Genomic DNA, 23,722 nt, shown 5'->3' with positions numbered 1-23,722 from the left:
TGATCAGGCGCTGACGTCGTCCAGAGCCGACGCGATCGCTGGCGGCAGCTCGAGTTCCTCGGCCATCAGTGCGCCCATCAATTGTGCGAGGTCCCGCGCTCCCACGATCGCGCTGCTCACTCCCGGTCGGTCCCGCGCCCACGCGAGTGCGACCACCAGGGGAGAGGTGGCCAGACCGTCTGCAGCGGTGACGGCCGCGTCGACGACGCCCACGGCGGAATCGGTCAGGTACGCGTGCACGGCCTCGGCGTGCAGCTCGTCGGCCCCGCGGGAGTCCGCGGGTACTCCGCTGCGGTACTTGCCCGTCAGGACGCCGCCTGCCAGGGGTACCGCCGCGAGGATGCCGATGCCGTGGTGGTGCGCGGCGGGAACCAGTTCGTCCTCGATTCCGCGCGCGAGCAGTGAGTACTCGGCCTGAGTGGCCACGATGCGCCCGGTACCGGCTGCGCCCGCTGCCGTCGCCAGTTGCCAGCCGAGGTATCCGCGGGCTCCGGTATAGCGAACCCGTCCGCTGGTCACGGCGTAGTCGAGCGTTGCGGCGACCTCGTCGACCGGAGTCATCGGGTCCCAGGTCGCGACCTGCCACAGGTCCAGGTAGTCGGTTCCCAGTTCGCGCAGCGTGGCGTCGAGTTGGCCGAGCAGTCCGCGCCGCGAGCAATCCACGTGATAGCGGCCGTAGCGTGAACTCAGGCCCGCTGCGCTGCTGATCACCAATTCGTGCCGCGGGACGACGTCGTCGAGCAACTCGGCGAGTACTCGTTGTGCCCGTCCGTCGCCGTACGCCGGAGACGTGTCGACGAGCGTGCCGCCGGCCTCGGCGAACGCCGACAACTGTGCTGCGGCGTCGTCACCGTCGGTTCCGCTACCCCATCCGAGGGTGCCGAGGCCGAGTCTCGAGACTCGAAGTCCGCTGGTGCCGACCGATCTCTGCTTCATATGTGCCGAATGTCCTTTTACGTGTGATCGTCGGTGTCGAACTGCACTGCCGCCAGTGCACAGTAGTGCGCCGCGCCGCTCGGTGCGTACGTGCCGCGCCGGGTACGGTCGTGCCCGTGAATCGCGAATTCAGGGGGCAGGCCGGCGGCCGCGCATCGACAGTGGACAGTCCATCGACACCGATCTCGGAAGGTAGCCCCGCATGATCGACATGACGTGGCTGCAGGCGATCATCCTCGGTGCGGTGCAGGGCATCACCGAATTCCTGCCGATCTCTTCGTCCGGGCACCTGCGCATCGTGTCCAGCGTGTTCTGGAACGAGGACGCGGGCGCGTCCTTCACCGCCGTGACCCAGCTCGGCACCGAAGCCGCTGTGCTGCTGTTCTTCTGGCGCGACATCGTCAGAATCGTCAAGGCCTGGTTCGTCGGACTGAAGCAGAAGGACGAACGCGGACTCGACTACCGAATGGGGTGGTACGTGATCATCGCCACCATCCCCATCGGCGTTCTCGGCCTGCTGTTCAAGGATCAGATCCGAACCGGTGCCCGGAACCTCTACCTCATCGCGTTCATGTTGATCGCGTTCGCCGTCGTCATCGCGATCGCGGAGAAGGTCGGCCGCAAGGAACGTCCCATCGAGAAGCTGACCACCCGCGACGGCATCGTCATGGGTCTGGCGCAGTGCCTCGCGTTGATCCCCGGAGTGTCCCGTTCCGGGGCGACGACCAGCGCAGGCCTGTTTCTCGGACTCGAACGAGAAGCGGCTGTGCGCTTCTCGTTCCTGCTCGCCATCCCGGCGGTCACCGCCTCCGGTCTCTTCTCGCTGCCCGACGCCTTCGAGCCGGTCGGCACGGGGCTGGCCGCGTCGGGCCCGCAGCTGCTGGTCGCCACGATCGTCGCCTTCGGTCTCGGCTACGCCTCGATCGCCTGGTTGTTGAAGTTCGTCGCGAACCACTCGCTGTACTGGTTCGTCGGATACCGCATCGTGCTGGGTGTCGTCGTGCTCGGGCTGCTGGCCGGCGGGGTCGTGTCGGCAACGTAGGTTCACCCTAATTAGGCTCGATGCAATGACAGTCATCTTGCTTCGGCACGGCCGCTCGACGTCGAACACCGCAGGCACGCTCGCGGGTCGGAGCGCGGGAGTCGAGCTCGATGATCGGGGGCGTGAGCAGGCGCAGGCGGTGGCGGATCGTCTCGGCGAGCTTCCCGTGGCCGAGATCGTGCGCTCGCCGTTACTGCGGTGCGAGCAGACGGTGGAGCCGTTGGCGGCAAAGCTCGGGCTCTCGCCGGTGGTCGAGGACCGGTTGGTCGAGGTCGACTACGGACAGTGGACCGGCCGGACGATCAAGGAGTTGCTGGCCGAACCGCTGTGGAAGGTGGTGCAGCAGCACCCGTCGGCTGCGGTGTTCCCGGAGGGCGAGGGCTTGGCGACAGTGCAGCAACGCGCGGTGCAGGCCGTGCGTGAACATGACGCCCGGTTGGCCGCGCAGCACGGCCGCGACGTGCTGTGGGTGGCGTGCTCGCACGGCGACGTCATCAAGTCGGTGCTCTCGGACGCCATGGGGGCCCACCTCGATTCCTTCCAGCGGATAGTCGCCGACCCGGCCTCGATCAGTGTCGTCCGCTACACCTCGACGCGGCCGTTCGTACTACGGACCAACGACACCGGGTCCGATCTGAGTGCGTTCGTGCCGAAGGCCGAGGAGCCCGCCACGCCGGAATCGGTCGATGCGGACTCTTCCGACGCGGTCGTCGGTGGTGGGGCAGGCAGCTAGAGCGCCCTTTCGGCGCTGACACCCCTATCGGTGGCAGGCTGGAGGGCAAGCAATACCGTCCACGGTCGATCCGTGGCCGATAATGAAAGTTCCGAGAATCACTTCGCGGAGCTGTTCGAGTCGTTAGGAGGTGCAATGCCGCGCGCCATACACGTTTTTCGCACCCCTGATCGTTTCGTTGCCGGGACCGTTGGGGAACCGGGCGACCGAACGTTCTTCCTCCAGGCGGTGCACGACGCCCGCGTGGTGTCGGTCGCGCTGGAGAAGCAGCAGGTCCAGGTACTCGCAGACAGGATGGGGCTGCTACTCGAAGAAGTGCACCGCCGGTTCGGAGCCGACGTTCCGGCCGAGGAGACCGATTCGGTCGACACCAGTCCGCTGCTGACTCCGATCGACACAGAATTCCGCGTCGGAACGATGGGACTCGGCTGGGATGCCGACGCCAACGCCGTCGTGGTGGAACTTCTCGCCGTCAGCGAAGTCGAGGTGGACGAATCGGTCGTTCTCGACGACACCGACGAGGGCCCGGATGCCGTCCGGGTGTTCCTCACTCCGGTGCAGGCCCGCGAGTTCGCGGTGCGGTCCGAGCGCGTCATCGCGGCCGGCCGTGCGCCGTGCCCGCTGTGCGGACAGCCTTTGGCCCCCGAGGGACACGTCTGCATCAGAACCAACGGCTACCGCCGCGGTGCGACGTTCGGACCGGTGACCGAGGTCGACGAGTCTTGACCGTCGAACTGCCGCCGTTCGAGGGCCGCGAAACCATGGAGACCGGCGACCTGACGATCGTCGGTCGGGTGGTGTCGGCCAGCAACGCCACGCTGGTGTGCGAGGCGGGCGAGGGCGACTCGGCCGTGCGGTGCGTGTACAAACCCGTTCGCGGGGAGGTTCCGCTGTGGGATTTTCCGGACGGCACTCTCGCGGGCCGCGAAGTGGCGTCCTACGAAATCTCCGAGGCCCTCGGTTGGGGAGTCATCCCGCCGACGGTTCTGCGCGACGGGCCGTTCGGTCCCGGCATGGTGCAGAAGTGGATCGACACGCCCGACGATCACGCCGAGGGACGCGTCGACCTCGTCGATATCTGCCGTCCCGATCTCGTACCGGCGGGATGGATTCCGGTACTGCAGGCGTACGACGGCGAGGGCGAGGAAATCGCGCTGATCCACGCCGACGATCCGCGACTGCAGCGGATGGCGGTTCTCGACGTGATCCTCAACAACGCCGATCGCAAGGGCGGGCACGCCCTCGAAGGTCTGGACGGCTACGTGTACGGAGTCGACCACGGTATCTGCCTGCACGCCGAGAACAAGCTGCGCACGGTGCTGTGGGGGTGGGCAGGCCAGGCGGTGGACGACGCGTTGATGACCGACGTCGTGCGGTTCGTCGAGACGTTCGACGCGGTCATCGCACCACGATTGGTCGACAAGATCACCCTGACCGAAACGGTCGCGGTTCTCGATCGGGCGCAGGCGCTGATCGCGCGGCCGGTCATGCCGGAGCCGCGCTCGAGCAGACCCATACCCTGGCCCGCCTTCTGATCGGGCTCGGATAGGCTCGGTTGCATGCATTCTTGGTCGAGCCCGGAGATCCCGACAATTCCAGGACAGGGTCCAGCGCTTCGATTGTTCGATACCGCAGACCGTCAGGTTCGACCCGTCACCCCGGGTTCGACGGCTCGGATGTACGTCTGTGGAATTACCCCGTACGACGCCACTCACCTCGGACACGCAGCGACGTATCTGACGTTCGACCTGATCAACCGACTGTGGCGAGACGCGGGCATGGACGTGCATTACGTCCAGAACGTCACCGATGTCGACGACCCACTGTTCGAGCGCGCCGACCGCGACGGCGAGGACTGGCGCGATCTGGGAGCGCGTGAGATCGAGCTCTTCCGTGCCGACATGGAAGCGCTGCGCGTGCTCCCTCCGCGCGACTACATCGGCGCCGTCGAGTCCGTCGACGAGGTCGTCGAACTGGTGGGCAAGCTCGTCGCGTCCGGTGCCGCGTACGTCGTCGACGATGCCGAGTACCCGGATGTGTACTTCCGTGCCGATGCCACCGAGCAGTTCGGTTACGAGTCCGGCTACGACCGCGCCACGATGGACACGTTCTTCGCCGAACGCGGAGGTGACCCCGATCGGGTCGGTAAGCGGGATCCGCTCGATGCGTTGCTCTGGCGCGCGGTGCGGCCGGGCGAGCCGTCGTGGCCGTCGCCGTGGGGTCCCGGCAGGCCCGGGTGGCACATCGAATGCGCGGCCATCGCCCTCAACCGCATCGGTACCGGCTTCGACATCCAGGGCGGCGGAAGCGATCTCATCTTCCCGCACCACGAATTCTCGGCCGCCCACGCGGAGGCGGCGACCGGTGATCCGCGTTTCGCGCGGCACTACGTGCACACCGGCATGATCGGGCTCGACGGCGAGAAGATGTCCAAGAGCCGCGGCAATCTGGTGTTCGTCTCCAAGCTCCGGGCCGAGAACGTCGACCCCGCAGCCGTGCGACTCGGTCTGCTGGCCGGGCACTACCGGCAGGATCGGCCGTGGTCCGACGAGGTTCTCGAACGGGCTCACACTCGGCTCGCACTGTGGCGTCGGGCCGCTGCGCTCGAGAACGCAGCGTCGGCCGACGACGTGATCAATCGGTTGCGGCAGCATCTGGCCGACGATCTGGACACCCCCAAGGCCCTCGATGCGCTCGACGCGTGGGCGAGTTTCGCAGTCGAGCGCGGCGGATCGGATGCGGGTGCACCCGCCGCCTTCGCCGATGCAGTCGACGCGTTGCTCGGAGTTCCGCTGCGTTAGGTCGAATCCCCGGCTCGCAGATCCATCAACAGATCCGGGACGAGTCGTTCCTCCATGACTGCCCGGCCCGAGTCACGCAGGGCGACAGCCAGTTCCGTGTCCCACGGACTGTCCGTCGGATGGCCCTTCAGCGGTTCGGAATTTCGTGCGTCGAGCGCATGTCGATAGGAGTCGACGTCCATGCGCCACGGCGCCGCGTCGTACCGGGAGAGTGCTCGTTTCACCATGTGCAGTCCGGCCCAGTCGAAGTCGGCACGCCAGCGAATCGTGGTCCCCGGCGCGCGGGAGGTCAGCAGCCGGTGTACCGCTGCGGATGGTTGACCGTCCGTGCAGATCAGGCTCGCGCAGTTCGCCCCGAGAGTGCGGGCTGCGGCGGCGAGAACCGCCACGTTCTCGCAGACGAACACCGTGGCCGAACTGTTGGTGAGCGTCCCGCGCATGAGCATGTCCACGGTGACGGGGAAGGGGATGCCCTCGTCGGCAGCCTCGTTCAGCCACCCCGCCACGGTATGGGTCTCGTCGACGCGGTAACCGAGCACCAGCACCCGGCTGGACACCGCGTCGACCGACACACCCGCGGTCTCCCACAACGCCCTGATACCGACCGGATCGACGGGCCGAGGGACGTTCTCGCGCAACGACAATGCATCCAGAACAAGTTTCGGGGCACCGCCGGCCGAGAGTGCCTTGGTGTCCCCGCAGGCAAGTTCGGCCAGCTCGGTGAGCGACATCCCGTCCACCGGCAGCATCGCGAGGACCTTCGTGGCCACCTCGAGCGCGTCGACGGCGACCCGGCCGCCGAGGGTGCCGTCCTGGTTGAGCAACGAGGCGATCCAGTGCTCGATCCATTCTCGGTCGGTGCCGCCGCCGAGAACCTCCCTGGCCCGATCGAGTGCATCGGCACGCACCTGAGCCTTGTCGGCGGCGATCCGTTTCTTGTCCTGCAACGGGGCTTGCGACGTGAGGGTGTCGATCAGTCCGAGGCCACCGTTGAGCGGATGGCTCAGCCACGCGTCGAACCGCTCCAGGTCGAGTCTGGTGCTGCGCGCCCGAGAATGCAGACTCGAGTTGGACCGAGAGATCGCGCTGCACAGACGCCACAGCTCCGGGGCATCGCTCAGATCCACGGTGATGTTGCCGCCGACCCGAAGCCAGTTGGACTCCAACTTCTTTCGTGCCGCATCGAGCAGCGCACCCAATTCCACGCTGCCGCGCCATTCGCTGTTACCGCTCAAACTCCAGCCCACCTTCGGTTCGGGTCGGCACCCGGCGCGTCAGCGGTGACCCGAGTGCGGCGGCGAGGTCGGTACCGTCGTGCTCGGCGAACAGTTCGCCGTTCTCCCACACCAGAAGTGCTGCGCTGACGGTGTTCTCGGCTGTCGAATGCGCCAGGTCGTAGTGCGCACAGCCGGGGACGTCCCCGTAGGTGATCCACAGGTCGTATCCGGTCATGAACAGGTCGAGGTCGAATTGCACACTCAGGCCGAGCAATTCGCTGCGACCGTTGTCGTCGACACCGGCGAACGCCTCGTCCAGCGCCAGCAGCCGAGGTGAATGTGGATCGGCGGAGGACAGCATCACGTGCGCCGCGGCGAACAATGGCAGGTGCAGCGACACCGATTGCTCACCGCCCGAGAGCGCACTGTGGCGTGCGACGGTGAGACGATCCTCGTTGCCGTCACCGCTGATGAGTGTGAAGGCGAACACGCGCCAGCGGCGATAGTCCAGTGTGGTGGACAGGATCTCGGGGTAGGACCGTTCCGGATGCGCCGCGCGAGCGATCCTGATCTCCGACGCGAAGTGGGCGCGCATCGCGGCCAGATCGTCCTGGTTCAACGCCGAGGCGTCGCGGTCGAGCAGTTTGGACACCGCCCGGGCCCCGTCGTCGAGGTTGTCCGCGAGCACCCAGTGCACACCGATCGTGTTGCCCGACGACATGCGGCGCTGCTTCATCTCCGCAGACATCTGGGCGATCAGCTCGCGTGCGTCGACGGTGCGCTCGTGAATCTGCTGCGCCAGGCCGGTCAGCAGTGCATCTTCGAGAATTCGGCGCTCCTGCTCGGTCAGCAGCAACTCCTGATCGGCCCTCGCCGCGCCGATTCGGTCGGCGAAATCTCCGACCGACGAATAGCCCTGCTCGTCCTGAACTCGTACGACGGTCAAACCGTCCGGCGCATCCCACTGCAAACGGTAGTCCTGACCCGATGCGGCGAGTTGCGAGTCGAACTCCTGCAGCGCACTCGTCAGCGCCGTCCGGGTCGACTTCCGGCTCGAGTCACTGACTTTCACCGACGCCGTCGCTGCGTCGAGTGCCGAATGCAGTGCGTGCACGACCGGCGGTAGTACCGGAACCTCGTCGTCGGGACCGTCGGCCTGCTGAACTCGATACAGAATCTGCTCCACGGTCAACCAGGCAGAATCACTGGCAGGCCAGGCGTACGCCTCGTGGACGCCGAGGATGCCGAGCAGGTCCTTGCGAGCGTAGGGAGCCAGCCGCACGGCGTCGCCCAGGGTTTCGGTGACGGCACCGCGCAGGCTTTCCAGCGCGGTGTTGCAGGCACCCTCGGCCTTGCCGATCGCTTCGCCGGCTTCCTTGTCCGCTTTGCGCGCGGCCCGCTGCTCGGCGCGGCATTTCTCGATGCGTTCGCGCGCGTTCTCCAGATCGGTGTCGATCTGTTCGGCGGTGGCACCGAGCTTCTCGCTCAGGAGCTCGAGGCGTTGCACCTGCTGTCGGTAGTTCTCTTCGGCTATGGCCGCTTCCTCGGCGAGTTCCTCGGCCAGGCCGGTCGCCTCTTCGAGCCGGTTGGTTGCTTCGCGGGCGCGTTCTGCTTCACGCGTGTGATCGCCACGCTTACGGATGACCACCGAGCCCTGATGCTCGAAATGCCGAATCGCCGCAGCCAGGGCATCGATGTCGCGACCGATGTGTGGGGTGCGATGAGCCACAGCGACGGTGCGCAGCTGCTTCTCCTTCGCCGACAGGTCTGCGATCGCCTGGTCGAACTCACGGTCCGCCGCGGCAGCACCCTCCGTGGAGGTGCGTAGCGCTCCAGCGGCAGCGGTGACGGCGCGTTGCGCTCTCACGATGGCCGAGACCCGGGGGAGCTGCTTGGCGGCCGCACCCAGTGCCTGCACCGATTCGCGCGCAGATCGTTCGTCGGCCGTCGCGGTCTCCAGCGCGGCCGTTGCGGTATCGATCGCGGCACCGAGCTCGGCGATGCGTTGCTCACGCCTACGAGCCCGCGCCGTCGCACCGATGTACTCGGCGTCGGCCTTGGTGTGGCGACCCTGCTGCACACCCTGCCAGTACCGACCGTCGACGCCCACCGAGACGGCACCGCCCGAGAATGCGCTTTGGTCCTGTTGCAGTGCAACCGAATTCAGCACGTCGAGTATGCGCGATTCCGATACGGCAGTGCCGGGCTCGGGATCGAGGACGGACGCCAACGTGGTCCCGGTCGGCCGCGAGGCCTCGGGCAGCGGCGACAGATACTGCTCCGAGTTCGAGTCGACGGGGAAATCCGCGATCGGATGGATCCAGCCGTCGAGCAGATTCGCCGCCTGCAGCGCGGATTCGATTCCGGCGGCGTCGGCAGGGGAAACCGAATCCGCGAACCGAACCAGCTGCCACAGCGGAGCACCCGAGAGTTCGACGCGAGAGTCGGTTCGGGCCGCGAACGGCGGCGGCGCGTCATCGTGTTCGGCCCGCACCAGGGACAGTTCGTCGCGCAGCGCATTCAGCTCGGCCGTGCGGGCCGATACGTCCACGCGGGCCTGTGCCTGCCGGGCACGAAGCGCGTCGATACCGTCCGCGGTCTGTTCGGCCAGCACCGATTCCAGGCTCGGGGCGTCGTCGTCGCCGACGTGTGCCAACGCCGCGTCGAGGGCTTCGAACGCTGCGGAGGTGATGCCCGCAGAAGAGTAGAGCGCCGAATTGTTCGACCACCAGGCCCGTAGTCCGGAGGCGAACTGCGCCTTCTCCAGGTCCACGGTCGCCTCGGCCTCGGTGACCGCAGCCGACGCGGCCTCGAGCATCTCTCTGGCCTTCGACGCGGCCTTCTCCGCACGAGTGCGTTCCGTCGACGCCTTCTCGACGGTTCCCAGCGCCTCGCGAACCGCCCGCACGTCGCCGTCGCGTTCCTCGGCGTGGCCACGCAGCGCGGTGCTGATCTGGTCGCTACGGGCCGTTCCCGGCAGTGGTGTCCAGACGATCCCCGCGTCCTCGGCTGCAGTCTGCAGTTCCTCCTCGGCGCGGGTGACCCCGGCAACGGAATCCCGGAGTGCGGAATCGGCCCGAGCCGCTTCGGTGGTGCGCTGCTCCAGTTCTACTCGAGCCTTGCGGGCGCGGTCGGCCTGCTGGGCGGTCGAGATCTCCAGCTTCGCAGCGGATTCGGCCAGATCGTCGAGTTGCTGCTTGCCCTCGTACGCGCTCGAGCGCTGTAGGGTCTCGCGGTCTGCGACGGCCTGATCCAGTGCGCGTTCGGCCTCGTCGAATCGGGTTTCCGCAGCCGCACGTTCCAACAGACGGCGGTCCTTCAGAGCGGCAGCGGCGAAGTGCGCGGTGGTCGCATGAGTCACCGTCTCGAGCCGGCGCGAGACCTGCTCGACATCCGAACGAGTCTGCACCCGAAGGTATTTGGAGTACACCGAGACGAAGTTCTTGGCGGCGTGATCGGCCTGCGCCAATCCTTCGAGCGCCCGGCCCACCTCTTCCATGTCGCTGAAGGACCGCGCTGCTTCGAGCACCAGCTGCTCGTCCAACGGACGCAGGCCGTCGGTCAACGCCTGCGAGAGCCCCTTCGGATCGAGGTTCTTGGCCAACTGCGGACGGCGGAGTGTCAGAATGAGATTGATCAACTGGTCGTACCGCTGCGCCCCGAGCCCGAACATGCGTGCGTCGATCGCGGCGCGATAGTCCACCGGCCGATCGGTCAATGCGTCGGTGCCCAGCTGTTCACCGAGTTGCTTCTTTGTCAACGGACGGTCGTCGGAACCCAACAGCGAGAAGTCGACGCCCACTCGGCCGTCGGCCACGAAGTACCAGCGGGTCACCTTGTCGTTGTGGCGGCTCGCCCGCATTCCGATTCCGACCGTCACCGATTCGGGGTCCTCGCGTGACCCGCGGCCGAACTCCATCCACACGTACGAGTGCGCGCTTTCCTGCCCTCGGTAGAGCAGGTTGGACTTCATCGTCCGCTCTTCGCCGGCGAACGGATTGAGCCGGCGCGGTTCGATCCGGCCGTCGAGGACGAACGGGAACAGCACTTCGAGAGCCTTGGTCTTGCCGGAACCGTTGGGCCCACGCAATACCAGCCGACCGTCGGCGAAGGAGAACTCCTGGTCACGGTAGTCCCACAGGTTGACGATCCCTGCTCGCGTCGGCCGGAAACGTGACGAGTGTGCGGTCATCTACTCAAGCCTCTACTTCGGATGCATCGGTGCTGCTTGACTGGTCGGTACTGGGGGACTGTTCGGTAGCGAACAGTGAATCCTGCGGGGCCCGATCGCGTACGCTGACCATCACGTCGCGGTAGCGCGCGATCACCGGCAGCACCAGCGCGCCGCCGGACACGCTGTGCACCAATCGAAGTCGATGCAGCATCGCGATCGCTCGGAGCCGTAGGCCGTCGCGATCGGTCTGCCACTGCGCGGCGAACGTTCGCCCGAACCGTTCGACGAGATCGTCGACCACCGAGACCAACCAACTGTCCTCGATGAGCGGATACTGCTTCTTGTCCACGGCATCGTCGAATGCCGTTGCATCGGAACCGAACCCGAATTCTGCGAGATCACCGAAGACTCCACCGTCGGGAATGGCACCGTCCAACTGCTCGATCAGGGCGTCACCGTCGGGAAGGGGGTAGGTCGCCAGCGCGGGTGCATCCGGATCGATCACCCGGTCCGAGATCTCGCCCGCGATCAGCAATGCGACCTGGGCAATGGTTCCGGTGCTGGGGAATCGGTAGTCCGAGAGTCGTCCCGAGGTGTCGATGAGGGCCACTCCCTCGGCGCGACGCTCGGCGACGAGGCCGGTCAGCAACTCGACGTCGGCAACGGTGCGCGACGCGGCGAGGGCCGTGCGGCCGTCCGGGTCGAGATCGTCGACATAGACCACCGGTTGCTCCACCAACGCCCGGCGTACCGCACGCAGCGTTTCCTTCGGATCTGCCTCACGCCCCGAATCGGTCTGTCCCGCATCGGATTCCTCGGGGTCGATCGCGGCGTCCGAGCCGGCCAGCAAACCGCGAATCGATCGCAGATGCTGCACGGCGCGGGGCGGCCTGAACATGGCAACGACGACGGGACGGTCGATGTCGTAGAGCGCCTCGCCCGCGGACGGGTTGTTCGCCCAGCCACTCGCGTCACCGTCGGCCAACGCGATGGCCCCGCGTGTCGCGAGCCACCCGATCGCGTCGACGAACGCGTCTCGGTCGCTTGCCCGGTCGGTTGTCAGCTCTACACCGTCGACCTGACTCGCCTCTGCTGCAACATGATCGGCGAGTTCGGACAGAGTGATCTGGTTGCCCGCCCGGCCGAGTGCCGCCAGCGCCAACGCCAGGTACGCGTACCTGCGGCGGTCGAAGATTCGGTCGGTGGGCGTTCGCGCGGGTTGACTGTCGTCGAGTGCGTCGATCACCGGGAACAGGCGAGCCGTGGTCTCGGTGACCTCGAGGCGATACCCGAACAGCTCGAGCAGATCCTCGCGCAACTCGGTGGCCCATCTGCGCAGCAGTGGCAGCGCGATCCGATCGGGGTACGTCGTGGTCACCAGGTGATTCGACAGCGCAACCCGGGCGGCCCGCTGGTAGGAATCCAGTGCGAGGGTGGAGATCTCGCGAGCTCTCATCGGCGTGCCACCTCGCTGACCTCGAGCGCGAGGCGGTCCAGATGCAGCCGGCCTCTGCTGGTCCGCACGATCGTCGAACGGTCGCTGTCGCTGAGGGTCAGGCGCACGCCGCTGTCCGATCCGGACGAGTCGGAGGTGCGTCCGCTCACGCGTACCCGGGCGGTCAACGCTGCATTCAACAGACTCAACAGCACCTCGGTTTCCTGCTCGTCGAGAATCCGGTCGTGGATTCCGGCGGAGGCAAGCGACTGCGCTGCGGCACTGCGTGATCGCTGCGACTCGAGTTGCTGCTCGCGAAGCCGTCTGATGCCGCCGTCGTTGCGCTGCACCCGTCCCGGAACACCGGGGGTCGGGGTGCGTCCGGTCTCGGCCAGGGTGCGCGAGATCTCGACCGGAGGCGCCTCCCACCACGATCGGGATGTCGGGATGATGTCTGCGTCGGGATGCACCATCGACAGATGCCGCGGTCTGCCGAGACCGAACACGGCATGGAACAGAGCGTGCGCGCTGTCTTCGGTCGGTGCGGCAGCGAACCAACCGGCCAGGTGGCGCAATTGGCTCTCGCGACTGACGCCGCCCTTGCGGGTCTCGGTGACCCGGCGCAGCAGCGACAGCACGGCGGCGATTGCGCTCATCGTGCCCTCGCGGAGTCGCTCGGACTCGCTGAGTTCGGACTCGGCCGAGACGAACCAGTGCGAGAGGCCGGCCCAGCGATCGGTCCAGTCGGCGCGGCGTTCGGCGACGGTGAGAAAGACTCGTTCGTCGCTGATCGCGGCTCGCTCGACGAGTTCTTCGATTCCGGTGCTCTCGACGAGTGCTATCGCCTCGGCGAGTTTCGGTGCGTAGCGGGTCAGATCGGAGCTGAATTCGCGCATGTGTGTCAGCAGGGCGTCCTTGTGGACCAGGAACGACTCCGGCGTGATCTCGGTGGTGCGCACGAGGTCGCCGAGCACCAGATAGAAGTGCGCGGCGCGGGTAGCCATCTCCGACAGTGTCGAATCGAGTCGGCTGAGCTTGCGGTAGATGCGATCGCCGTCGGCCTGACGGTTCGCCTCGGCCAACTCGTGCATGTCGGCCAGTAGCTCGGGCAGCACCAGCCGCGACAGGGCGGCGTCGTCCAGGCGGGCCCCGAGCACGTCCTCGACCGCTCGGTAGGCCTTGTAGCCGGCTTGGCCGAACTGGTAGACGAAGTGACGGTTGCGGTACTCGGCGAGGGTGGCGGCGCGGGTGCCGTCGTAGCTGCGTTCGAGCAGGCCCCAGGCATGGAGCTGATCGAGCAGAGGCGCGATGTCGAGGGTGCTCAGCGCTTCGTGGCGCCCGGAGCTGCGTGCGATGAGATCGGCGACATCTCCGGAGTGCAGCAGGACGACGTAGTTGGCTCGTGCGGTGTCGAATGCCCGGAGAACAGCCAGGTACTCGGAACGCTTCTCGGCAACGGCGAACGAGAAGAGACCGAGACGATCTTCCTCCACGAACGCATTCACGACTCCCTGTCGTGCGTCCTCGCCTGATTCGCTCACTGGAACAGGGTAGGGGGTAGGAGTGGAGCCTGCGAAACGACCAGGCGGTGCAGCGGTGTCAGTCGTTCAACCGTGCCGGTTAGAGCTCCACGGTCACTTTTCCGTCCACCACTGCGGCGGGGTAGGTGCGCACCGAGTCGATGCCGCTGGGGCAGGTGCCGTCGTCGAGCGAGAAGGTGTACTGGTGCAGTGGACACACGACGATGGATCCGTCGATCTGACCGTCTGCCAGCGGTCCGCCCTTGTGCGGGCACACGGCGTCCATGGCCCGGACCGAGCCGTCGCGGAGCAGGAACACCGCCACCTGTTTGCCGTCCACCACGTAGGCCCGTCCCTCGCCTGGCGTCAGGTCCTCCACGGCCCCGACCGGCACGCTCATCGGACCGGCACCTGTGGCAGCGGAAGCAGGGGCAGCGATGGGGTGAACTGGGCGGGTGACTTCGGGGCGGCGCGGTCCTGCCACGGGTCGATGTACCCGTCCACCGATGCCTGCATTCGTTCGTCGAGTCCGGCGACGATGCCGTCGCGGTCGTCGATCAGCACGCTCTGCAGTTCCTCCAAACCGACACGCGGAACCCACGCGTACGTTCGCTCGAGCCACTGGGCGTTCTCACGGTAATGCTGAATGAACCTGCCTGCCACGGTCAGAACCTCCTCGGCCCCCGTCACGGTGGCCAGTAGATCGCCCTTGCGGATGTGTGCACCGGCCGCACCTCCGACGTAGATCTCCCATTTGTCCTCACCCACCGAGACGACGCCGAAGTCCTTGCACAGTGCCTCCGAGCAGTTGCGCGGGCAGCCCGCGACCGCGAGCTTCAACTTCGCCGGGGTCTCCAAGCCCTGGAACCGTTCTTCGAGGGCGATGCCCAGTGCCGTCGAGTCGCCGAGGCCGAAGCGACAGAAGTCGCTGCCGACGCAGGTCTTCACCGTGCGCATGCTCTTGCCGTAGGCGAAGCCGGAGGGCATGTCCAGATCGCCCCACACCTTCGGCAGGTCTTCCTTCTTGATGCCGAGGAGGTCGATACGCTGACCGCCGGTGACCTTGACCAGCGGAACGTGGTACTTGTCAGCGACGTCGGCGATCTTGCGCAACTGATCCGGGGTGGTGACGCCACCCTTCATCTGCGGCACCACCGAGAACGTGCCGTCCCGCTGGATGTTGGCGTGGACTCGGTCGTTGATGAACAGCGCGCCCCGCTCGTCCACCCAGTCCGGGCCCCACACCGTCCGCAGCAGCGACGCCAACGGCATCTTGGCCGCGGCATCCTCCGCTCCACCGGTCGCCAACGCGGCGAAGACCGCAGACACCGCCCGAAGATCCTGCGCGCGAATCGCGTCGATCAGCTCCGGCTTGGTCATCGGGATACACGGCACGTACCAGTCTGCGGTCGGGTCGGCCTCGACGGCCCCGCCTGCTGCACACGCGATGATGTCCTTCACCAGTCCCTTGCACGATCCGCACCCCTTGCCCGCCCTGGTCTTCGCGGTCACGTCGCCGAGGTTCTTCGCGCCTGCGTGTACGCAGGCCACGATGGCTCCCTTGGTGACGCCGTTGCAGTTGCACACCTGGACGTCGTCGGCCAGCTCGGCGGCTCCTGTTGCCGCAGAGGGGGTTCCCATGTCGAAGAGCATGCTGATGCGCTCGTCGGGCAACGGCACTTTCCCGTCGAACGCCTGGGTGAGGAAGTTCGCCTTGGAGATGTCGCCCAGCAGGGTGGCACCGACGAGTTTGTTGTTCCGCACGATCACCGACTTGTAGGTACCGCTGCGCGGCTCGTAGAACTGGACGAACTCGTCGTCGTCGCGTTCGGGGGCGGTGATCCCCATCGAGGCCACGTCGACACCGGCGACCTTGAGCTTGGTGGTCAGACGCGAACCGTGGTACGCCGCAGTGGGATCGGCTCCGGTGAGCACGTCTGCCAACACGACGGCCTGCTCCCACAGCGGAGCTACGAGGCCGTAGACCTCGCCGCGGTGTTGGCAGCATTCACCGACGGCATAGATGGAACCCTCGTCCTCGCACCGTAATTGGTCGTCGACGACGATTCCGCGTTCGATCACCAGTCCGCCGGCGCGAGCGAAATCGACGCTGGGACGAATGCCCGCGGTGACGACGACCATGTCAGCGGCGAGCGAGGTGCCGTCGTTGAACCCCACGCCGGTGACGACGCCGTCCTCGGAGCGCAACACCGAGGTGGTTCGCTTGGAGGTGTGCACGCCGACGCCGAGTGACTCGATCTTGTTACGCAGTACGCGGCCGCCCCGCTCGTCGAGCTGCTGATTCATCAGGTGACCGGGGGAGTGCACCACGTTCACTTCCAGGCCCTGCGTGCGCAAGCCGTATGCGGCTTCGAGTCCGAGCAGTCCGCCGCCGATGACGACGGCGCACACGTCGTCGCGCGACTGCGCCATCTGCAGCATGCCGTTGGTGTCGGCGATGGTGCGGAACCCGAACACGCCGCGCGCCAGCCTGCCGTCGGACTCGCGGAGACCGTCCATGTTGGGGAAGAACGTGTTGCTGCCGGTGGCGATGATCAACACGTCGTAGTCGACGGACCGACCGCTCTCGCAGACGACGGTCTTGGAGAACCGGTCGAGCGAGATCGCGCGGTCTCCGGCGTGCAGCGTGACGCCGTTCTCGCTGTACCAGCTCATCGGGTTGAGGATCAGATCCTCGTCGTCGACGGTGGCCTCGCCGGACAACACGTGCGAGAGCATGATTCGGTTGTAGTTGCCGTACGGCTCGTCGCCGATCATGGTGATCTCGAACGACGAACTGCCGCCGCGTTTGATGATCTCCTCGACCGCCCTGGCACCGGCCATCCCGTTACCGACCACCAGCAGCCGCTGCTTGCCCGCGGTCATCAGATCAGCACCAGACCGAAATCGACGACGACCTCTCCGCTGGTTCCGGCAGGGGCGGCGACGACCAATTCGAGCACCGTGTCGGGATCCACGTCCTCGACCACCCGCAGCGGAATGTTCACCCCGCTCTTGGCACCCATCGGGAACATCCGCATCGGGCTGCCGTCGCGCAGCAAGGTCACGACCACCAGCTCCTCGCTCGAATTCCCGCCGCGAAAGTACAGCGGCTGAGCCGTCGCACCCTCGGGGACGACGAAGCTGAGGCTGGGATCGATCAGCTCGGGCTTGTCCAGACCGTGTCCGGTGAACGAGAAGACGCCTTGCAGGAATCGCGGTGTGCTGGCCATACCCACGAGGTTGCGGGGTCGGGGTGACGTCACCGCTGCGGTGACGTTACGTCGGGATCAGAAAGACCTCACCGGCCCCCGGCTCCTCCTGTGCGGTCGGTCAGAGCCCGAAGTTGCCCGGACCGCGTCGCCTCAGGTACTTCTCGAACTCGGCCGCGATGGCGTCGCCGTCGATCTTGGCGATCGCATCGGACATGTCCACCTCGGCGTCGCCGCGTTCCTCGAGGCTGCGGACGTATTCGCTGATCTCCTCGTCTTCCTTCGTCATCTCGGTCACCGCCTCTTCCCATTCCTCGGCCTGGGTGGGCAGTTCGCCGAGCGGTACCTCGATGTCGAGCACGTCCTCGACCCGCTGCAGCAGCGCCACGGTGGCCTTGGGGTTGGGCGGCTGGGAGACGTAGTGCGGGACCGCAGCCCAGAAGGAGACCGCGGGCACCCCGGCCTTGACGCACTCGTCCTGCAGCACACCGGTGATCCCGGTCGGTCCCTCGTAGCGAGTCTGTTCCAGGTTGAACTGTTCGGCCGACTCGGTGCTGTAGGCGGTGCCGGTCACCGGAACGGGTCTGGTGTGGGGAGTGTCCGCCAGCAGTGCGCCCAGGATCACCACCGTCTCGACGCCGAGCTGTTCGACGAATTCGAGGAGGTCGTCGCAGAAACTGCGCCAGCGCATGTTCGGCTCGATGCCGCGTAGCAGCACCACATCGCGCGAACTGCCGGGAGGCGAACACACCGACAACCGAGTCGACGGCCACTCGATCTCGCGCGTGACACCGTCCACCTGCCGGACCGTCGGGCGGTTGACCTGGTAGTCGTAGTAGTCCTCCGAATCCAGTTCGGCCAGCGGGCTGGCGTCCCAGATCAGCTCCAGATGCTCGATCGCGCCGCTGGCCGCATCTCCCGCGTCGTTCCAGCCCTCGAAGGCAGCGACCAGGATCGGGGAGCGCAACTCGGGAATGACGTCGTCGAGATCGTCGAGATCGTCGAGGTCGTCGAGGTCTGTGGCATTGGCCACAGCATCGTGGACGGCCTCGATCAATGCAGCATCCAGAGGCACATCCGATCCGGTACCTGAAATGTCCGTATTTTCGTTTCCGTCGTCGATCGGGGACTGGCCATCGAGGTTTCGGGGACTCACCACGACAGCCTACGACCCGACGTAACTTCGGTGCCCACTACTCTGTAGTGATGCCCGCTCAACACAAGCCCAGTCTGCTCGATGCGATTTCACGTCGTGTTGTCATCGGCGACGGAGCGATGGGCACGATGCTCCAGGACGCCGACCTCACTCTCGACGACTTTCTCGGCCTGGAGGGATGCAACGAAATCCTGAATGCCACCAGGCCGGACGTGCTGCGTGAGATTCACCGCGAGTACTTCGCGGCCGGTGCGGACGCCGTCGAGACCAACACCTTCGGCTGCAATCTGCCCAACCTGGCCGATTACGACATCGAGGACCGCATCCGTGAACTTGCGGAGAAGGGCACTCGTCTCGCGCGTGAGACCGCCGACGAGATGGGCCCGGGCCGCGACGGGATGGGCCGCTTCGTGCTGGGTTCCATGGGCCCCGGCACCAAGCTCCCCACGCTCGGCCACGCTCCCTTCGCCCGACTGCGCGACGCGTACACCGAAGCCGCCCTCGGCATGATCGACGGCGGTGCCGACGCTATCCTGGTCGAGACCTGCCAGGACTTGCTACAGGTCAAGGCCGCGATCATCGGCAGCCAGCACGCGATGGACAAGCTGGGCGTCCGCATCCCGATCATCACCCACGTCACCGTCGAGACGACGGGCGCGATGCTCGTCGGCAGCGAGATCGGTGCCGCACTGACGGCACTCGAACCCCTCGGTATCGACATGATCGGGCTCAACTGTGCGACCGGCCCGGCCGAGATGAGCGAGCACCTGCGCCATCTGTCCAAGCATTCGCGTCTTCCGGTGTCGGTGATGCCCAATGCCGGCCTACCCACCCTGGGCGCGAAAGGGGCCGAGTACCCACTGACCGCTCCCGAACTGGCCGAGGCACTGAGCGGTTTCGTCAGCGAGTACGGGTTGGCTCTGGTCGGCGGTTGCTGTGGCACCACCCCCGAGCACATCCGCCAGGTTGCCGATATGGTGCACGGGGCAACGAAACTCGAACGGCAGCCCGCGCCCGAGCCGGGCGTCTCCTCGCTGTACACCGCCGTTCCGTTCGAGCAGGATGCCAGCATCCTGATGATCGGTGAGCGCACCAACTCCAACGGCTCCAAGGCATTTCGCGACGCGATGCTCGCCGAGGACTACGAGAAGTGCCTCGACATCGCCAAGGATCAGACGCGCGACGGTGCACACATGCTCGATCTCAACGTCGACTACGTCGGCCGCGACGGTGCCGCGGACATGGCCGCGCTGGCGAGCAGATTGGCGACGGCGTCGACGCTGCCGATCATGCTCGACTCCACCGAACCTGCCGTTCTCGAAGCAGGTTTGGAGCACCTCGGTGGCCGCAGCGCGGTCAACTCGGTCAACTACGAGGACGGCGACGGACCCGACTCGCGATTCCAGAAGATCATGCGTCTGGTCAAGGAGCACGGTGCCGCCGTCGTTGCGTTGACCATCGACGAAGAGGGACAGGCACGTACGGCCGAGTGGAAGGTGCGCGTCGCAGACCGGTTGATCACCGACATCACCGAGAACTGGGGCCTGCGCCACGAGGACATCATCGTCGACACCCTCACTTTCCCGATCTCGACGGGCCAGGAAGAGGTGCGACGCGACGGCATCGAGACCATCGAGGCGATCCGGCAGCTCAAGGAGAAGTACCCGAAGGTGCACACCACCCTCGGGCTGTCGAACATCTCGTTCGGCCTCAATCCCGCTGCACGCCAGGTGCTGAACTCGGTGTTCCTGCACGAGTGCACACAGGCCGGCCTCGACACCGCCATCGTGCACGCGTCGAAGATCCTGCCGATGAACAAGATTCCCGACGAGCAGCGCGAGACGGCCCTCGATCTGGTGTACGACCGCCGCAGCGAGGGCTACGACCCGCTGCAGAAGCTCATGCAGCTCTTCGAGGGGGTCTCCGCAGCGTCGGCGCGTGAATCTCGAGCGGAAGAACTCGGCCGTTTGCCGCTGTTCGAGCGACTCGAACGACGCATCGTCGACGGCGAACGCAACGGCCTCGACGCCGATCTCGACGCCGCGATGGCCGAGAAGCCGCCGCTGGAGATCATCAACGAGACCTTGCTCTCGGGGATGAAGACCGTGGGCGAGCTGTTCGGCTCCGGTCAGATGCAGCTGCCGTTCGTGCTCGCCTCCGCCGAGGTGATGAAGGCTGCTGTGGCGTATCTCGAACCGCACATGGAAGCGACCGACGACGACGGCAAGGGTCGCATCGTGCTCGGTACCGTCAAGGGCGACGTGCACGACATCGGTAAGAACCTCGTCGACATCATCCTGAGCAACAACGGGTACGAGGTGGTCAATCTCGGTATCAAGCAACCGATTTCGACCATTCTCGAAGCCGCGATCGACAAGCGCGCCGACGTGATCGGCATGTCCGGGCTACTGGTCAAGTCCACCGTTGTCATGAAGGACAACCTCATCGAACTCAACTCGAAGGGTGTTGCCGAGCAATTCCCGGTTCTGCTGGGCGGAGCGGCGCTGACCCGGTCGTATGTCGAGAACGACTTGCAGGACGTCTACGAGGGCGACGTGCACTATGCGCGTGATGCATTCGAGGGCCTTCGTCTGATGGACACCATCATGACCACCAAGCGCGGTGGCGGACCGGCCCCGGACAGCCCCGAGGCACTCGCTGCGAAGGCCAAGACGGCCGAGCGCAAGGAACGCCACGAGCGGTCCAAGCGCATCGCCGAGAAGCGCAAGGCCGCCGAAGCGCCGGTGGTCGTGCCCGAACGATCCGATGTCGCTGCCGACATCGACATCCCGGTGCCGCCGTTCTGGGGCACGCGCATCGTCAAGGGCGTGTCACTGTCGGAGTACTCGGGGCTGCTCGACGAGCGGGCCCTGTTCCTGGGGCAGTGGGGTCTGCGCGGTGCCCGCAAGGGCGAAGGTGCCACGTACGAGGACCTGGTGGAATCGGAAGGCAAACCGCGCCTGCGGTATTGGCTCGATCGGCTGAGCACCGACGGCATCCTCGCGCACGCGGCATTGGTGTACGGGTACTTCCCGGCGGTCTCGGAGGGCGACGACGTCGTCGTGCTCACCGAACCCGAACCCGATGCGCCCGAACGCTTTCGGTTCACGTTCCCACGGCAGCACCGCGACCGCTTCCTCTGCATCGCGGACTTCGTTCGGTCGCGTTCGGCGGCACGGGAATCGGGCAAGGTCGATGTCCTGCCGATGAACCTGGTGACGATGGGCCAGCCCATCGCGGACTTCGCCAACGAGCTGTTCGCCGCCGACTCGTACCGTGACTACCTCGAGGTCCACGGAATCGGCGTTCAGCTCACCGAAGCCCTGGCCGAGTACTGGCACCGCCGGGTACGCGAGGAACTGAAGCTCTCCGACGGCAATTCCGTCGCCTCGGAGGATCCCACCGAGGCCGAGGGCTTCTTCAAACTCGAATATCGCGGTGCGCGTTACTCGTTCGGCTACGGTGCATGCCCCGATCTCGAGGACCGCATCAAGCTCGCCGCACTTCTCGAACCCGAGCGAATCGGCGTGAAGCTCTCCGAGGAACTGCAGCTACACCCCGAACAGTCGACCGATGCGTTCGTACTTCATCACCCGGAGGCCAAGTACTTCAATGTCTAGAACCCACCTGCAGGGTGTCCTGTGGGACATGGACGGCACACTGCTCGACTCGGAGATGATCTGGGACGTCGCCATCGGTGAGTACTCCCGCTCACTGGGAACGGAACTCAGCGCGGAGGTGCGTGAAAGCACCCTCGGCAACTCGATGTGGGATGCACTGCGCAAGGTCTTGGCGAATGCCGGGGTCGAGGTCACCGACGAGCGCCTGGTCGAGGGCCGCGAGTGGCTGACGGCCCGCGTCGGAGATCTGTTCGCCGAGGGGATTCCGTGGCGACCCGGCGCCAAGGACGCTCTTGCGCTCGTGCGCGAGATGGGTCTGTCGACCGGGTTGGTCACCAACACCGAGCGGGGTCTGGTCGAGCGGGCTCTGGACACCCTGGGGCGCGAGTACTTCGACATCACGGTCACCGGCGACGAGGTCGAGGCAGGCAAACCGCACCCGGCCCCGTACCTGCGCGGTGCAGCGTTGCTCGGACTCGACGCAGCTTCGTGCCTTGCGGTCGAGGATTCGCCCACCGGCTCGCTGTCTGCGCACACCGCCGGTTGCCCGGTGCTGGTGGTTCCGTCCGAAATTGCGGTGCAGGCCGCACCGGGGTACACCATCCGCGATGGTCTCGTCGGATTGACCGCCGACGAGGTGCGACGAGCCTGGGCATCCTGATCTCGACCGATTCGTACCCCCGAGCGACTACGTGAAAGAATATCCATCCGTGAAGACTTTCGATTCGCTGTTCGCCGAGCTCACCGACCGCTCGAAGACCCGCCCCGAGGGTTCGGGCACCGTAGCAGCGTTGGACGCGGGAGTTCATTTCCAGGGCAAGAAGGTCCTCGAAGAAGCCGGTGAAGTGTGGATCGCCGCCGAGCACGAGAGCGACGAGGCACTCGCCGAGGAGATCTCGCAGCTGCTCTACTGGGTCCAGGTGATGATGGTGGGTAGAGGCCTCGAACTCGAGGACGTCTACAAACATCTGTGAGTTCGATCCGCATGTCGCTCACGAACTCGTCGAACAAGGAAAACTCCATGCTGCGCGTAGCCGTACCCAACAAGGGCGCTCTCTCCGAGTCCGCCGCCGAAATTCTCAGTGAAGCCGGCTACCGACGCCGAAGCGATTCCAAGGACCTGACGGTTCTCGATCCGGCGAACGGCGTCGAATTCTTCTTTCTGCGCCCCAAGGACATCGCGATCTACGTCGGATCCGGGCAGCTGGATCTGGGCATCACCGGACGCGACCTGGCTCTCGATTCGGGTGCTGCTGTCGAAGAGCGGCTGGCACTCGGATTCGGCCGATCGACCTTCCGCTATGCCGCACCCGCGGGCAAGGAGTGGGCACCCGAGGATCTGGGTGGATTGCGCATCGCGACGTCCTATCCCAACCTGGTGCGCAAGGATCTGGCCGCCAGAGGACTCGAAGCAACGGTCATCCGCCTCGACGGTGCGGTGGAGATCTCCATCCAGCTCGGGGTCGCCGACGCGATCGCCGACGTCGTGGAGTCGGGTCGCTCGCTGCGTCAGAACAACCTCGTGGCATTCGGCGAATCTCTCTGCGATTCCGAGGGCGTCTTGATCGAACGAGCAGGCACCCCGGGCACCGACTCCGCACGCAAGCAACTCATCGCCCGCGTACAGGGCGTCGTCTTCGCGCAGCAGTACCTGATGCTCGATTACGACTGCCCCAAGTCGATCCTCGACGAGGCCGTCAAGATCACTCCTGGAATCGAATCGCCCACCCTGGCGCCGATGGTCGACGACAACTGGGTTGCCGTGCGCGCCATGGTCTCTCGTAAGGTCCACAACAATGTCATGGACCAGCTCGCCGATCTCGGTGCCAAGGCGATCCTCGCCTCCGACATCAGGTCCTGCCGCGCGTTCTGAATC

At 66.0% G+C, this 23,722-nt stretch carries 18 protein-coding genes; 9 read left to right on the top strand and 9 right to left on the bottom strand.

Features of this window, described 5'->3' with window-relative positions; genetic code table 11:
• Window positions 1-3: 3 nt before the first annotated feature.
• Entirely contained in the window at window positions 4-936 is a 933-nt protein-coding gene (locus QM590_RS05615; RefSeq protein WP_094641830.1) for an aldo/keto reductase, read from the bottom strand.
• 211 nt (window positions 937-1,147) lie between these two features.
• Here QM590_RS05615 and QM590_RS05610 point away from each other — a divergent pair, with 211 nt between their 5' ends.
• From QM590_RS05610 to mshC, 5 genes are all read left to right on the top strand, one after another.
• The gene (locus QM590_RS05610; RefSeq protein WP_411741295.1) at window positions 1,148-1,978 is read left to right on the top strand and encodes an undecaprenyl-diphosphate phosphatase; all 831 of its coding nucleotides are present in this window, start codon (window positions 1,148-1,150) and stop codon (window positions 1,976-1,978) included.
• A 25-nt stretch (window positions 1,979-2,003) separates the two neighbouring features.
• Complete coding sequence (locus QM590_RS05605; protein ID WP_149405798.1) at window positions 2,004-2,711, top strand: histidine phosphatase family protein; 708 nt, start codon at window positions 2,004-2,006, stop codon at window positions 2,709-2,711.
• 135 nt (window positions 2,712-2,846) lie between these two features.
• A complete protein-coding gene (locus QM590_RS05600) occupies window positions 2,847-3,437 on the top strand; it encodes a DUF3090 domain-containing protein (protein ID WP_269594121.1) in 591 nt (196 codons plus the stop codon).
• Between the two features lie 35 nt (window positions 3,438-3,472).
• A complete protein-coding gene (locus QM590_RS05595; RefSeq protein ID WP_269594231.1) occupies window positions 3,473-4,246 on the top strand; it encodes an SCO1664 family protein in 774 nt (257 codons plus the stop codon).
• A gap of 24 nt (window positions 4,247-4,270) precedes the next feature.
• The gene (mshC, locus tag QM590_RS05590; RefSeq protein WP_269594120.1) at window positions 4,271-5,512 is read left to right on the top strand and encodes a cysteine--1-D-myo-inosityl 2-amino-2-deoxy-alpha-D-glucopyranoside ligase; all 1,242 of its coding nucleotides are present in this window, start codon (window positions 4,271-4,273) and stop codon (window positions 5,510-5,512) included.
• Here mshC and QM590_RS05585 read toward each other — a convergent pair.
• The 8 genes from QM590_RS05585 to QM590_RS05550 all read right to left on the bottom strand — a co-directional run bounded on the left by QM590_RS05585 (window position 5,509) and on the right by QM590_RS05550 (window position 18,103).
• Window positions 5,509-6,747: a DUF2399 domain-containing protein gene (locus QM590_RS05585; RefSeq protein WP_269594119.1), complete on the bottom strand. Its 1,239-nt coding sequence runs from the start codon at window positions 6,745-6,747 to the stop codon at window positions 5,509-5,511. The genes mshC and QM590_RS05585 overlap by 4 nt on opposite strands.
• Entirely contained in the window at window positions 6,737-10,921 is a 4,185-nt protein-coding gene (locus QM590_RS05580; protein ID WP_269594118.1) for a TIGR02680 family protein, read from the bottom strand. The genes QM590_RS05585 and QM590_RS05580 overlap by 11 nt, the downstream gene beginning before the upstream one ends.
• A gap of 4 nt (window positions 10,922-10,925) precedes the next feature.
• Window positions 10,926-12,359 carry a TIGR02678 family protein gene (locus tag QM590_RS05575; RefSeq protein ID WP_269594117.1) on the bottom strand — a complete coding sequence of 478 codons (1,434 nt, stop codon included), beginning with the start codon at window positions 12,357-12,359 and terminating at the stop codon, window positions 10,926-10,928.
• Window positions 12,356-13,831 carry a TIGR02677 family protein gene (locus QM590_RS05570; protein ID WP_411741296.1) on the bottom strand — a complete coding sequence of 492 codons (1,476 nt, stop codon included), beginning with the start codon at window positions 13,829-13,831 and terminating at the stop codon, window positions 12,356-12,358. Before QM590_RS05570 ends, QM590_RS05575 begins: the two co-directional genes overlap by 4 nt.
• 127 nt (window positions 13,832-13,958) lie before the next feature.
• Window positions 13,959-14,258, bottom strand: a complete 300-nt coding sequence (locus QM590_RS05565) for a Rieske (2Fe-2S) protein (RefSeq protein WP_149405790.1) — start codon at window positions 14,256-14,258, stop codon at window positions 13,959-13,961.
• Window positions 14,255-16,744, bottom strand: coding sequence for a nitrite reductase large subunit NirB (nirB, locus tag QM590_RS05560; RefSeq protein WP_269594115.1), 2,490 nt, complete (start codon window positions 16,742-16,744; stop codon window positions 14,255-14,257). Before nirB ends, QM590_RS05565 begins: the two co-directional genes overlap by 4 nt.
• Window positions 16,744-17,091, bottom strand: coding sequence for a molybdopterin oxidoreductase (locus tag QM590_RS05555; protein ID WP_269594114.1), 348 nt, complete (start codon window positions 17,089-17,091; stop codon window positions 16,744-16,746). The genes nirB and QM590_RS05555 overlap by 1 nt, the downstream gene beginning before the upstream one ends.
• Window positions 17,092-17,191: 100 nt before the next feature.
• The gene (locus QM590_RS05550; protein WP_269594230.1) at window positions 17,192-18,103 is read right to left on the bottom strand and encodes a PAC2 family protein; all 912 of its coding nucleotides are present in this window, start codon (window positions 18,101-18,103) and stop codon (window positions 17,192-17,194) included.
• A gap of 173 nt (window positions 18,104-18,276) precedes the next feature.
• On the opposite strand from QM590_RS05550, the gene metH reads away from it, so the two are divergent.
• Genes metH through hisG form a run of 4 tightly spaced genes read left to right on the top strand, consistent with a single transcriptional unit; the run spans window position 18,277 to window position 23,719 of the window.
• A complete protein-coding gene (gene metH / locus QM590_RS05545; RefSeq protein ID WP_269594113.1) occupies window positions 18,277-21,846 on the top strand; it encodes a methionine synthase in 3,570 nt (1,189 codons plus the stop codon).
• Window positions 21,839-22,507, top strand: coding sequence for an HAD family hydrolase (locus QM590_RS05540; RefSeq protein WP_269594112.1), 669 nt, complete (start codon window positions 21,839-21,841; stop codon window positions 22,505-22,507). The genes metH and QM590_RS05540 overlap by 8 nt, the downstream gene beginning before the upstream one ends.
• 49 nt (window positions 22,508-22,556) lie before the next feature.
• Window positions 22,557-22,820 (top strand): phosphoribosyl-ATP diphosphatase, encoded by a 264-nt coding sequence (locus tag QM590_RS05535; RefSeq protein ID WP_032398466.1) that lies wholly within the window; start codon window positions 22,557-22,559, stop codon window positions 22,818-22,820.
• Between the two features lie 47 nt (window positions 22,821-22,867).
• On the top strand, window positions 22,868-23,719 hold the full coding sequence (hisG, locus tag QM590_RS05530; RefSeq protein WP_094642360.1) for an ATP phosphoribosyltransferase: 852 nt from the start codon (window positions 22,868-22,870) through the stop codon (window positions 23,717-23,719).
• Window positions 23,720-23,722 lie beyond the last annotated feature (3 nt).

The sequence above is a fragment of the Rhodococcus sp. IEGM 1372 genome (genome assembly GCF_030056835.1).
GTDB lineage: Bacteria > Actinomycetota > Actinomycetes > Mycobacteriales > Mycobacteriaceae > Rhodococcoides.
The sequence above is the reverse complement of the archived record's forward strand: the minus strand, read 5'-3'. Positions and strand labels throughout refer to the sequence as shown.